Source organism: Acinetobacter sp. WC-141, assembly GCF_000313935.1.
Lineage (GTDB): Bacteria > Pseudomonadota > Gammaproteobacteria > Pseudomonadales > Moraxellaceae > Acinetobacter.
Genome location: NZ_AMSS01000006.1, coordinates 1 through 12,195 on the forward strand (window position 1 = coordinate 1; position 12,195 = coordinate 12,195).

Annotated in this window: 13 protein-coding genes and 2 pseudogenes; 13 read left to right on the plus strand and 2 right to left on the minus strand. The window is 30.9% G+C overall.

What is annotated here, in order from left to right:
* From ACINWC141_RS00750 to ACINWC141_RS19175, 5 genes and pseudogenes are all read left to right on the plus strand, one after another.
* Window positions 1-711 (plus strand): annotated as a pseudogene (locus ACINWC141_RS00750) (IS3-like element ISAba22 family transposase); the annotation flags it as partial.
* A gap of 58 nt (window positions 712-769) precedes the next feature.
* Window positions 770-1,393, plus strand: a pseudogene (locus ACINWC141_RS00755) (tyrosine-type recombinase/integrase); the annotation flags it as partial.
* A complete protein-coding gene (locus ACINWC141_RS00760; protein ID WP_034677063.1) occupies window positions 1,390-1,761 on the plus strand; it encodes a hypothetical protein in 372 nt (123 codons plus the stop codon). The pseudogene ACINWC141_RS00755 and the gene ACINWC141_RS00760, both read left to right, overlap by 4 nt.
* Before the next feature lie 286 nt (window positions 1,762-2,047).
* On the plus strand, window positions 2,048-3,007 hold the full coding sequence (locus ACINWC141_RS00765; protein WP_009386876.1) for a phage/plasmid replication protein, II/X family: 960 nt from the start codon (window positions 2,048-2,050) through the stop codon (window positions 3,005-3,007).
* A 107-nt stretch (window positions 3,008-3,114) separates the two neighbouring features.
* The gene (locus ACINWC141_RS19175; RefSeq protein ID WP_009386867.1) at window positions 3,115-3,309 is read left to right on the plus strand and encodes a helix-turn-helix transcriptional regulator; all 195 of its coding nucleotides are present in this window, start codon (window positions 3,115-3,117) and stop codon (window positions 3,307-3,309) included.
* 39 nt (window positions 3,310-3,348) lie between these two features.
* Here the strand turns inward: ACINWC141_RS19175 and ACINWC141_RS00770 are convergent, their stop codons facing one another.
* Window positions 3,349-3,948: a recombinase family protein gene (locus ACINWC141_RS00770; protein WP_009386888.1), complete on the minus strand. Its 600-nt coding sequence runs from the start codon at window positions 3,946-3,948 to the stop codon at window positions 3,349-3,351.
* Between the two features lie 368 nt (window positions 3,949-4,316).
* Between ACINWC141_RS00770 and ACINWC141_RS00775 the strand changes: the two genes are divergently transcribed.
* The 7 genes from ACINWC141_RS00775 to ACINWC141_RS00810 all read left to right on the plus strand — a co-directional run bounded on the left by ACINWC141_RS00775 (window position 4,317) and on the right by ACINWC141_RS00810 (window position 10,203).
* Complete coding sequence (locus ACINWC141_RS00775; protein ID WP_009386889.1) at window positions 4,317-5,357, plus strand: nucleoid-associated protein; 1,041 nt, start codon at window positions 4,317-4,319, stop codon at window positions 5,355-5,357.
* Window positions 5,358-5,398: 41 nt separating this feature from the next.
* Window positions 5,399-6,625: a hypothetical protein gene (locus ACINWC141_RS00780; RefSeq protein ID WP_009386866.1), complete on the plus strand. Its 1,227-nt coding sequence runs from the start codon at window positions 5,399-5,401 to the stop codon at window positions 6,623-6,625.
* A gap of 22 nt (window positions 6,626-6,647) precedes the next feature.
* A complete protein-coding gene (locus tag ACINWC141_RS00785; protein ID WP_009386887.1) occupies window positions 6,648-7,352 on the plus strand; it encodes a PF07787 domain protein in 705 nt (234 codons plus the stop codon).
* Between the two features lie 661 nt (window positions 7,353-8,013).
* Window positions 8,014-8,229: a cold-shock protein gene (locus ACINWC141_RS00790; protein ID WP_003650532.1), complete on the plus strand. Its 216-nt coding sequence runs from the start codon at window positions 8,014-8,016 to the stop codon at window positions 8,227-8,229.
* Window positions 8,230-8,334: 105 nt separating this feature from the next.
* The gene (locus tag ACINWC141_RS00795) at window positions 8,335-8,562 is read left to right on the plus strand and encodes a hypothetical protein (RefSeq protein WP_009386874.1); all 228 of its coding nucleotides are present in this window, start codon (window positions 8,335-8,337) and stop codon (window positions 8,560-8,562) included.
* Window positions 8,563-8,631: 69 nt separating this feature from the next.
* Window positions 8,632-8,838: a hypothetical protein gene (locus ACINWC141_RS00800; protein ID WP_009386872.1), complete on the plus strand. Its 207-nt coding sequence runs from the start codon at window positions 8,632-8,634 to the stop codon at window positions 8,836-8,838.
* An 801-nt stretch (window positions 8,839-9,639) separates the two neighbouring features.
* Window positions 9,640-10,203: a TetR/AcrR family transcriptional regulator gene (locus ACINWC141_RS00810; protein WP_009386870.1), complete on the plus strand. Its 564-nt coding sequence runs from the start codon at window positions 9,640-9,642 to the stop codon at window positions 10,201-10,203.
* A gap of 35 nt (window positions 10,204-10,238) precedes the next feature.
* Here the strand turns inward: ACINWC141_RS00810 and ACINWC141_RS00815 are convergent, their stop codons facing one another.
* Complete coding sequence (locus ACINWC141_RS00815) at window positions 10,239-11,105, minus strand: LysR family transcriptional regulator (protein ID WP_034677071.1); 867 nt, start codon at window positions 11,103-11,105, stop codon at window positions 10,239-10,241.
* 97 nt (window positions 11,106-11,202) lie between these two features.
* Here ACINWC141_RS00815 and ACINWC141_RS00825 point away from each other — a divergent pair.
* A protein-coding gene (locus tag ACINWC141_RS00825) for an IS3 family transposase (protein WP_155757871.1) occupies window positions 11,203-12,195 on the plus strand; the annotation gives its coding sequence in 2 pieces (ribosomal slippage) (window positions 11,203-11,455 and window positions 11,455-12,195; 994 coding nt annotated over the 2 pieces). This gene is flagged as partial in the annotation.

The following is a 12,195-nucleotide window of genomic DNA, read 5'->3' on the forward strand; positions in this document are numbered from 1 at the left end:
GCCCATGAGGAGACAAAGCAGAGCTATGGTTATATTCGATTAACCAAATACTTACAAGCTCAGGGTATAAAAATGAGTATGTACGCTGTACGTCAGATAAAAGCGCTGAACCACCTGTATTGTAAGCGACACAAGCGTTTTAAAAGGACTACGAATAGTGACCATAATCGAGCGATCTATGAAAACCTGCTGGAGCAACAATTCTCAATGACTAGACCAAATCAAGCATGGTCAAGTGATATTACGTACATATGGACTGTTGAAGGATGGCTGTATTTAGCAGCGGTAAAAGACCTTTACACGAAGCAAGTGGTTGGCTATAGCTTAAATGAGCGCATGACAACACAGCTTGTTTGTAATGCGCTAAATATGGCTATTCACAATCAAAAACCAACCAAAGAACTGATTGTGCATTCAGACAGAGGAAGTCAATATTGCAGCCAGGAATATCGAAATATACTTGAGCAATATGGTTTTCAAGGTTCAATGAGCAAGCGCGGAGACTGTTACGATAATGCACCGATTGAAAGCTTTTGGGGAATACTGAAAAATGAGTTAGTGCATCATTACAACTATCAAACCAGAGAAGAAGCCAAAGCAGATATTATAAAATACATTGAGTTATTTTATAATCATCGAAGAATTCAAAAGGGTTTGGGTTTTAAGACACCAAATCAAATGGCCGAAGACTTTTATAAGTTGGCTGCCTAGAATCTCCCAAGGGAAAGTCTCCTGATAATTCAGCGTATATCAAAATATCAAAGGACTAATTGAGGAGAATCCACTAGTAAGAATGTCTAGGCATATTACTCGGTTTACACAGGGGAATATGAGCCATGTTGAATTACATGAATTGCCTGAGTTAATAAATAAAGTAAGAAATTATCCAAGTAGGAGAATGGTTATCGGAATTGAATTAGCTATTTTACTCTCTCCAAGACCTTCTGAATTACGTTGTGCCACTTGGGAGCAGTTCGATTTTAAAAAGAAATTATGGAATAGACCAGCTGAGGTTATGAAAGGGGGTATAGCACATACAATCCCTTTACCTAAACAAGCAATTACACTTTTGAAAGAGTTAGAGACATATAAAACTGAATCACCATATCTATTTCCTAGTCGTACGACTTATCAAAAGCCTATATCAGATGGGACGTTTAATGCCGTGCTAAACCGTTGTGGTTACAAAGGAAAGCAAACTATGCATGGATTTAGGCATATAGCGAGTACGGCGCTAAATAACCAATTCAGCGATAAAGAACAAGTGATTGAGGTATGTTTAGCACATAAGAAAAAAGGTGTTAAAGCTGTATATGACAAAAGTAATCATCTAGAGGAAAGAAAGTTAATCATGCAATGGTGGGCAGATCACATAGAGCATATATCAAAATGAAATTACTATCATATTATAAAGATAAGGACTCGAATGAATTTGGATTAAGGGTCTTAAGTCTTGAATATAGCGCTGAATTTGAAGATCAGATGAATGAGTTTGAACCACAAGTGTTAGTTGCAGAACTAGAATCTGAAAATTTACGAGTTATTAAATTAGCAGAAAAAAATTGGTATGGATTTGGATTGTACCAACCAAAGGATGAAATTATAGGTGATCAGGAAAAGTTAAAAGATATACCAAAGGTTATTTTTCTAAGTACAAATAGTGACTTAAAATCCAAGTGGAAAGAGAATGGATGTTTAGTTTGTACTGATGAAGAATATTATAAAGAATGTAGAAATATGCTATTTAACTCATTACTATGAATTTGATTTTTTGGTAATAAAGTGTTATAATAAGATATATTATATGTTAAGACCACATTTGTATAAAAAATATAATTTATAAATTAAAAATAATATTTAAATTTTTTTCATCTAACTATTTTGATGAATTTATTTTTTTCATAAGTCTAAAAGATCATTTTATTTTCTATTTTTTGAAAAAATTTTTTTTAAAAATTTTTATGTATTTTATTTTCCCTTTTTTATTTCTTTTATATAAATGTTTTCTTAGATATTTTTTTATTAAAAATTTAAAAAAGGGGAAATTATGTTAGAGAAAAATTTTGAAATTGATATGCTTGAGGTGAATTTATATGTAGATCATGATGCAGAAAAACTTTCAAATGGAACTTATATTTATTCAAAAAATTATTTAAAAAATTTGAATGAATTAAAAAATATTTCAGATAATGATGTTGTGCTTAAAAATAAGCCAAAATGGTTAAGCTCTGAAGATGGAAAAAATATTAAAATCACATCATTAAGTAGTAGTTGTATTAATGTAAGTGGTAATATTTATAAGTGGTTGAAAAATGATAATATTCTTGGTGAAACAGACTTAATTAAATTGGTTTATGAGTTTGTACAAGTTTTACAAACTATGAATTTAGTTCATCCTACATCAGCACAAATTCAGAGAATTATTGAAGGTGATTATAGAGTTTATAAAGCTGATGTTAAAAGGGATTTGATATTTGAAAACAAGGATCGTTCATTAAGATATTTAGACCACATTCAACGTATTGGTTATTTTCCCAATAAGGCTAAAGAGAAGTATCCAAATGGCGTATATTTCGGTAAAAAAAGTAAAACAAGATGGTCGATTTGCTACTATCATAAATCTACTGAATTAAAAGCCAAATTACAAAGGTTTAACACAGAACCAAAGCTCTTTGAATTAGCAGAAAGAATGATCAGAGCAGAGGCTAGTGTTTATAATGATCAACTTAAAGAATGGAAGTTATCATATGGATATCAATGGGGAAACAAATCGTATGTAAATAATTTGTTTAAGGAAAAATTTTCAAGACTACGCTTACCTGATCAAGATAAAAGAGACAAAGTTCTTGATATTATAGATAAAAATGACAGAAAATTTTATACATTATTAAAAGAGGGGTGTATAGAAGATTATTATAGTAGATCAACAATACATAATAAAAGAATGAAATTTTATACAGAGTATGGTGTAGATATTGATTTAATTAAGAAGTATAAAAATGTATAAAAAAATCAATAATAAAAACAAATTTGAAAATAAAAATAATTCGACACATGCAGTAATAAAGGAAATGCATTTTATGAAAAATTTAGATATTGGGGGGAATAATAAGAATGAAAAAATTAAGATTAACAAAAAAAGAAGTATGCCATATTTTGTCTATAAAGAGTGATAAACTAGATAAGTTGATTAAAACTGATATTTTATTTCCTAAGCCATATAAAGAGGGAAATCAAAGGCAGTCACCAGTATATTTTGACGCTGTTGCAATAGAAACATGGTGGAATCAAAAAATAAATTTTAATTAGATATGACATTCAAAGCGATACTTTATGTATCGCTTTTTTTTATCTATTTTTTAACACTCTATAGACTGTTGCAATTCCACACCCAACAGCTTTAGCAATTTCTTCTTTTGTTAATCCTTTAATATTTAGTTCTTTTATTCTTTGGTGTTTAGTTAAGTCTGCTTTTTTGCCTGTTGGGATATATCCACTTCTTTCTAAACCTTGTTTGATACGTTCTCTACGTTTGTCATTGTCTAGTCGTGCCATAGTAGCAAGAAGATCAATCAACATGTTATTAATCAAATTTAAAATAGAGCTAGTTATGCTTTGATCTTCATCAAATTTCATATGTGTTGTGGGTAAATCAGCCACAACTAATCTTAAACCTTTTTCTTTAATACGATTTTTCAGAATTTCAAAATCATTTTGTGATAAGCGTGACAAACGATCTACACTTTCAACAAGCAAGGTGTCTCCGTCCTCAGATTCTTCTAATAGTTTGTTTAGGATAGGGCGATTTAGTTTTGTACCTGATTCATTCTCTATGTATTCCACATGTTCATGATCATTGTAATTTTTTGAGAACAATTTTAAGTCATCTAATGCACGCTCGGCATCCTGATCTTTAGTACTAGCTCTTACATAAATTCGAATAGTCATTATCGTATACCTATATACTTTTAAGTCTTATGATAAATCTATCTTTTAGTTATTACCAGAGCTTAAATGAGAGAAAATTCAGGATGATAAGAAATTATTTTGTAGGTATAGTTATTTGATAAGTACATGCTCATAATTTATCAAAAATTGATAATATTAAATCTTATATAAATTAATAAACTATGTATGAATTATCTATCAGGGATGTATAGCAGATGTATATGGAAATATTTGAAGTTAAATTCTCACTTTAGACTTAGGCGTAGAGTTATGACGCACAGCTTTACATTTTTTATTCCCATAATTCGAATAAAATGCTATAAATACATAACTTTATTAATAATATCAATGTCTTTATTGAGGGTGTTATGGGGATTCAAAAAATCATTATTCATGAGGTTCGTCGTATTAAAGATGGAAATCCTTTAATTACAAACTATAAAGAACAGGAAAATGATTTATCTACTCTTGAAGAAGAATTAAGCCAAAATCTATTAGAGCTTTTTACCAAGTCAAATTTAAATTATGGTGAATTTGCTTTAGATGGAAATCCAGATCTGGAACCAGCTTTTGAACAAACATTAAACAAATATTTTAACCCGAGTAATGAATGCTCAGATTTTGTTGAAATGACGATTGAGCTATCAAAAAACTACGCTTCAATTATTGGTGAAAATAAGCTTAGCAGTGTTAAAGGTGGATTTTTAGTCTTTTATCTTTACGAAGTAAAAGGGAAGATTTGTCTTGCTATAGCGATTGTTAATAAAACAAAAGGAGCTGATGTAACTAGTGATTTAGAGTTTGTTGCAAGCCATTTACTAGATCTTTCAATGCTTCATTTAGGAGCTAGTATAAATATTTCAGATTGGCATTCAGGGTTTAGTCACAGATATGTAAAGTTTAAGGCGGGGCGTGCGTCTGATATCCGAGATTATTTTGAAGCATTTGTTGGATGTCAGTTGGATAAAAAAGCAGCACAAACTGAAACTCGAGAATTAAGAAAAGCAATTCAAGAATTTTCGAAAAACACCTTAAATCTTGACCAAGATGCTATCGACAAAAATTTACGAGATGTTCATGGTTTTATTACTGAAAAACAAAAAAATGAAGAAACAATTTTATTAAGTAGTATTGCAAAACATATATTTCCTGACCACGATGAAGAATTTCTGACATATGCAAGTAATGAAAGAAAAATTTCTGAATTTATTCAGATTGATAAAGTAGCTTTAAGAACTTTTAAAAAGATTTCATTTAAAAGCAGTAAATTTTCATTAAGTTTTGAAAGAGAGTTATTAGGAAATCAATTTAAATTTGAGAATGGGGTATTAACTATTACTGATTTGCCTGAAAAACTTCGAATGGAGCTAGAAGAGGAAAATTCTAACTCGTCTACTCAAGAAGGGTAACCGACTGTGTTCTTATTGATTAAATAAATTTGGTTATTATTATGACTGATATTGCAAAAAAATTTAGTGATATTTTTCTATCTTTGCAGGATAGAGAGAACAGTCGTGACCAAATTACAGGTTGGCTACAATTAAATCAAAATACTCTAAGTATACTAAAGGAATTAGCTCATAATGAATTGGCTGATAGTAGTATCGAGTGCATTGTAGATGGTGAGAGCTATGGTTCAGTTGCTTTAGATGATATTACTGAAAAATATTTTAATAATAATATTAAATGTGAAATAACGTTACATAAAAGTGACTTATCTAAAAATTTAGATTATGCGATTTGTAACGATTGGAGTGATTTACTAAATTCTGAATATTCAATAAAAAAACCTGTAAAAAGTGTATTTTTTATTAAGAAACAAACATATTTAAATGAAAATTCTGGAAATTTTAGATTTAAAAACTATTTGAACTTAAATCAGGTATTTAATTTAATCAAATTTTTATCTGAAAGTACTAATAGTTGGAGTAATACTGTTTTTTATCAAAGACCTATTCGATTTGTATTTACCTTAGATGAAAGTGTTTTAGATTATTCAATAGATATAACAGCACTTGAAAATTTAAGAAAAAGAGATTTACATCAAGAAGCTATTGTGAATTTGATGTGTAAAGAATTGGTTAGTTTTGTGAAGGATATTGATGAAAAACAACGATTTAATTATCTAGTTAAAAATTTTAATGCTTTAACCTCTAACATTCTTTTAAGTTATCAGTCTTATACTGAAAACTATAGTTTTGATAAGGTGAGAAAAGAATATTTAGAAAAACGTACTGAATATATAAAAAAGATGAACGAAGCATTTGATGCTGTTGCACTAAAAATGTTAGCAATACCAGCAGTAATTTGGTTTGCTATAGCTCAAATTAAACCACCTCATATATCTAGCCAATATATTGATTTTTCTAAAAATTATATAGTTTTAATTACTGTTTTAATTCTAGTAATTATTATGATTATGAATATTTGGGGGCATCGTAATTCTCTTAATGCTATGGTTAAAGAATATCAAGATATTTTTTCTAACTTATCATTAAAATTTGAAGATGAAACTATTAAAATTCTTTCAGTTAAGGAAGAATTAGATCAATACTGTTTTTCTGTTAAATTAAAAATGTATTTTTCAATTTTTTCAGCAGTAATTTTATTAATTATTACTTTTATTCTTTTTCTACAGAGTAATTATAATATTAATTTTATTAAATTTTTAAATTAATCATCTAAGAAGTGGATAACATATGATTGATATATTATTAAAGTTATTGCCCATAATTCTTGCAATAGGTCCCTTATTTGTATGGCTAGATAAATCAAAAAGATTTTCACATCGAAGAAAATTTTACGCAAAGAGAATTGAGGAGATAAAAGCCTATACTCATAAATATTACAAAAAAGAAGTACAGCAAATTGAAAAAGATTGTGCAGCTCAATTGCTTGTTGGATCTGAAAAAGTAGGACATGTTGAAGTGGATTATGTGATCGAACATTATCCTCAACGTTTTTTTTCTGTAATAGAGGATGTGATTACAGCAAGACAATTTTTAAAAGTAAAAGTTATTAATGAAAAAACTATATTTGTTACTCAATATACGAAACAGCAGCTAATTAAGATGCTTATGGTTTTAGCTATTTTGTACTTTCTTTCTTTAGGAATTATCTACTTAAATGATCTAGGGGTTATATTGTTGGATTGGCTACCATTTGTAAGACCAATTATTGTTGATCCTACAATTTATTTTATTGGTTTTATATTTTCGTTATCCTTATTTGTTCTCAGTATTAGTATGATTTGGATATTTTTTTGGAGTGCTGATGCTACTTTACGCATTTATGACAAATTAAATTTACAATATCAACCTGAAACATCAGAAACATCAGAAACATCAGAAACATCAGAAACATCAGAAACATCAGAAACATCAGAAACATCACAATTGACATAGATTGTTTTTTTTCTTCTTTCGTAAGGGGCTATTATGTTTTTATAAGGTATTGTTATTTAATTAGTATAATAGGAATGAGTACCTTTTTTAAATTTATTTTAATAATATTCATAAAAAACAGTGTTTTACTTTATTGATTTGATCCCGACCTTCGGAATAAAAGTTATTCTAATAGTTTGTAATTTGTATCACCATGTGTATCATATAGAAATTAAAGTTAATTAAGTTTATTAAAAACAATATCTTATAATTTTATTTGGTAGTGGATATACCTACCAAGATTTATAAAGACTTATAAGCAATTTAATAGCTTATAGGTCTTTTTTTATGCCTGTTCGTCTCATTCTCTATAAGGTAAGTGAAGAGGTATGCCAAAAGAATGCCTACAATGAGCACACCCCCTTATAAACACTTAAGAACCAGAACAACACCTTTTTTATAAATAAAATAAATATATATATTAGAAAACTTGATTAATTTTATTTTTCGTATATACTGAACATAACTAGAAAAAGTCATGTTTGGTAAAAACTTCTCTAAGTACCGCAGTATTAGTCATAATTCTTCGTTTTTTTTAGATTTTCAGCTCCATTCTTTATTATTTCGATGTTATAGCTAACCAATAAAATGGTTTAAATTTTAAAAAAAAATAGGATTTATTATGTCTAATTCAAATATCATGAAAGGTACTGTTAAGTGGTTTAACGAAGCTAAAGGTTTCGGTTTTATCCAACCAGAATCAGGACCAGACGTTTTTGCTCATTTTAGCGAAATCGCTAACTCAGGTTTCAGAACGCTTGCTGAAGGTCAACGTGTTGAATTCAGTGTTGCACAAGGCCAAAAAGGCCCAAATGCTGTAAATATTGTTGCTCTATAAATAATTATAAGCATGAATAAATAAAAGCACTGATGAGTGCTTTTATTTTCAAATTAATTTTAAAGTTGTTTTAAGATTATAAATAAATTTAATTTAGGATATAAATTGTTAAAAATAAATGATTTAATTGCAAAATCTAAAAATGGTACAGAAATTCTAGTATCTTTAATTCCTCTAAATAGAATACAAAATACACGTGATGGTTTTAAAACTGTTGAAGTTGGTAAGAGAGTTCTTCTTTCTTCTGGAGTTGAAGTTGATTTAAATTTAGATGGGCGTACATTTTATGCCTCTATAAATCAACTATTTAAATTAGATTATAGAGTTAGTTAAAAACTCAATTTGTTATTGGATATTTAGGTAGATCCATTATTTCTGCCATAATTTTATTAGGATATTAGAATGCTTAAACAAGATATTAGTGTTAAAGATCAGTTTGGAACTAAATATGTCATTCAGGCAACTGTAGATCACTATTTTGCGAATACTCAATGTTTTTCAAATTTAAAATACATTACAGTTGAAGGCGAAGACATACGTCCGAGTTTTGAAATGTGTTTTCAAAGTACTTCAACTGGTAAAATTTTTAAAATTGATAAGTTAAATTAATTTATCAACGTAGGAGCTTTAATGCGGCAGGATAGAGTTCTTCTGAAAAATAGAAAACCGTCATCGCGTTAGGGCACATTGCAAATACTCAGTTAAACAATAGCTTTAATAATAAAGTGCAGGTGGTGAAAGCCACACTAGCGCATTTTTACTTTCTAAAACCCCTATACCTCTAAAAATTCCCCACCTTTATAAACCCCAATTTAACAATAACTTATTGATTATTTAACCTTGCTTTTTAATGATCTATTTTAAAGCAAATGTCATTTTGTGTGCTTGACTCCAATAAATGTGAAGCTTATCCTTTGCCTGCTGGCCACATTGCCAGCCGGCTTTGACAGGCTGAATATTATCTCCCGCATCAGAGCTTTTCCTTCTGAGGAACAGCCTTGTGTGGTGTGCCACTCGTCTCTTTCCCGTAGCGGTAGGACGGGAGAGGGACACCTTCGGGTGTGCTAGTTTGAGATAATACTAGTCTGTCAACCTTCTTCCGTTCTGCCACCATAATTCTATAAATGTCTGGCAGAACTCCCAATAAAAAGGAGTTGGCTTTGCACATTCTGAATTTCTTGGCAGCCTTTGCCAAAAGCTATAACGACACTACTTAAAAATTAAAGCAACTTGATAGCCAAAAGGTTCTCAGGCTTTAAGTCATTACGGCTCAAAAAAATTTGCATCAACAATAAAACTTGAGATGTGCCAAGCACAGTCTTTGCGGCTTTGCTGTGCCTTTTTTTCTCCCAGAAAGGGCACTGGCTTTTTTCTCTTTTAGAAACAACAAGAATTTATAACGGTAAAACTATGCCAAATTTAGTTCTCTCTTCACGTGCTATCCAAGCTATAAATAAGTCAATTGATCTGTTCCATCATCACGGGTTTCATACGGTTGGGGTCAATAGAATTATTCAAGAGTGTGAAATGCCAAAAGCGACTTTTTATAATTATTTTCACTCTAAAGAACGGTTGATTGACATCTGCTTAACCGTGCAAAAAGAGCGCCTAAAACAAAAAGTAATTTCCATTGCTGAGCACATCCACTACCCAAGCGCGATTGATAAACTCAAAGCATTTTATTTCTTACATACAAATTTAGAGGGTCTTTACTACTTATTATTTAAAGCCATTTTTGAAACGAAACTAGGCTATCCAAAAGCCTATCAAACTGCGGTTAGATATCGAACTTGGCTCATCAATGAAATTTATAGTCAGCTCATAAAGCTAAAAACCGACGCTTCGTTTCATGATGCCAAGCTATTTTTATATATGATTGAAGGTACAATTATTCAGCTTTTAGATTCGAATATGGCGGATGAGCGGGAAAGGGTGCTGGATTGTTTTTTGGTGGGGTTGGTTTGTGGCGAATGAAAATAAATAACTCTATGAGATCGAAAAGTCCTAAGCTATAAAGGTTCAGTAATAGACTGAAAATGCTGCTTTAACGAGTCTAAGAAAAGTTGGACCTTTTTTGGAATTTTTGATCCATAGGGTGTGGTTGCATAAAAATGAACTGTTGATGAAAAGATGTCTTGTGAACAATTAATAATAACGCCAGCATCCTCATATCCTTTTGCTAAAAAATCGGGAATAAATAAAAGACTTTGGTTCTTTTGGCAAAAATCTAAAAGAATTTCTATATTATTGCAAATGAGTTGAGGGATTGAATCAATAAAATTATTTTTTAAATCCGATCTTGAATATAATGATATATTATGTTTTCTTAATTCTTCTATATTTTTAGGTTTTCCATATTTATTTAAAAATGCAGTCGTTGCATAAAAATTTCTTTTATAAGTCTCTAGTAAAAAGATATCTTGCTCTTTAATTTCTTCATCAATTTTTAAAATAATATCAAATTTATTTTCATTGATATCTATTGAATTTTCTGAAAATAAAAGATCAATTTCGATGTGAGGATATTGAATTAAAAAATTGGAAATAATCTCTGAAAAGCATGTTTTTACAAAAGCATGAGGAACACTAATTTTTAATATACCTTCAGGATACTTTTGATCGTAGATGAAGTCATTGGCTGCTAAATCTAATTCTTTAACAATGACTTTGCAGCGTTGATAGAACTTTTCTCCCGAACGGGTAAGGTCCATCTTTCTGGTATTACGCGTAAACAATGATGTACTAAATAGACTTTCTAAATAAAAGATTCTTTTAGAAACTTGATCTCTAGTAACACCTAATTTTCTAGAGGCATTACTAAAATTTCCATTTTCTACGACACTAATGAAAGTATTAATACAGTCTAGTTTATCCATTAAATTTTGAAAGGCTAAATTGGCGTGGTAATCCCCCCTAAAAATAAAAGGATCTAAAAGTAGAATTTTCTCTTAAGATACGAGCAGGAGATTCTGCATGAAAACATCTAAATTTACTGACAGTCAGATCATGTCCATCTTGAAACAGGCAGAATCTGGCACACCTGTAGCGACCCTTTGCCGTGAACACGGCATGAGTAATGCTACCTTTTATAAATGGCGTGCCAAATATGGTGGTATGGATACATCATTAATGGCTCGACTGAAAGAGCTAGAAGCCGAAAATACCAGACTTAAAAAGATGTATGCGGAAGAGCGATTAAAGGCCGAAATCATCCAGGAAGCGATGGCAAAAAAGTGGTAAAGCCATCTTGCCGGCGTAAGATGGCACAACAGGCAGTTGCCCAGCATGCCATTAGTATTCGTTTGGCTTGTAAAGCATTTGGCATTAGTGAAACCTGCTACCGCTATCAAGCCAAACTCAGCGATGACAATGCACTCATTGCTGAACAGCTCATTGAACTCACTGAGGAAAATTCCGATTGGGGCTTTGGTTTGTGCTTCTCGTATTTACGGCATGTTGAGAGTTGCTGCTGGAATCACAAGCGGGTTTACCGCATTTACTGTGAGTTGGCACTGAATCTGCGTATTAAACCGAGAAGAAGACTAAAACGGCATGCGCCTGAACCATTGAAAGAACCAATCCGAGAAAATCAGGTTTGGTCATTAGATTTTATGCATGATCAGCTTTCCGATGGTCGCAAGTTTCGATTATTGAATGTGATTGATGATTACCGCCGCGAAGGCCTAGCCATTGAAGCAGGGTTCTCATTGCCCACAATCAGGGTTATTCGTACGTTGAATCAATTGCTGGAGTGGAGAGAAAAACCGTTAGTGATCCGATGCGATAATGGTCCCGAATTTATCAGTCACGAATTTGTGCGCTGGGCTACTGAGCACGGTATTCGTATTGAATATATTCAACCGGGTAAGCCACAGCAGAATGCGTATATTGAACGCTATAATCGGACCATACGTTATAGTTGGCTGAGCAAGCATTTATTTGATACTTTGGATGAAGTACAAGATT

Coding starts and splice junctions, on each gene's coding strand:
- ACINWC141_RS00810 (WP_009386870.1), top strand. CDS start 9,640: ATGCCAAATTTAGTTCTCTCTTCACGTGCTATCCAAGCTATAAATAAG.
- ACINWC141_RS19175 (WP_009386867.1), top strand. CDS start 3,115: ATGAAAAAATTAAGATTAACAAAAAAAGAAGTATGCCATATTTTGTCT.
- ACINWC141_RS00800 (WP_009386872.1), top strand. CDS start 8,632: ATGCTTAAACAAGATATTAGTGTTAAAGATCAGTTTGGAACTAAATAT.
- ACINWC141_RS00760 (WP_034677063.1), top strand. CDS start 1,390: ATGAAATTACTATCATATTATAAAGATAAGGACTCGAATGAATTTGGA.
- ACINWC141_RS00770 (WP_009386888.1), bottom strand. CDS start 3,948: ATGACTATTCGAATTTATGTAAGAGCTAGTACTAAAGATCAGGATGCC.
- ACINWC141_RS00790 (WP_003650532.1), top strand. CDS start 8,014: ATGTCTAATTCAAATATCATGAAAGGTACTGTTAAGTGGTTTAACGAA.
- ACINWC141_RS00815 (WP_034677071.1), bottom strand. CDS start 11,105: ATGGATAAACTAGACTGTATTAATACTTTCATTAGTGTCGTAGAAAAT.
- ACINWC141_RS00775 (WP_009386889.1), top strand. CDS start 4,317: ATGGGGATTCAAAAAATCATTATTCATGAGGTTCGTCGTATTAAAGAT.
- ACINWC141_RS00765 (WP_009386876.1), top strand. CDS start 2,048: ATGTTAGAGAAAAATTTTGAAATTGATATGCTTGAGGTGAATTTATAT.
- ACINWC141_RS00780 (WP_009386866.1), top strand. CDS start 5,399: ATGACTGATATTGCAAAAAAATTTAGTGATATTTTTCTATCTTTGCAG.
- ACINWC141_RS00785 (WP_009386887.1), top strand. CDS start 6,648: ATGATTGATATATTATTAAAGTTATTGCCCATAATTCTTGCAATAGGT.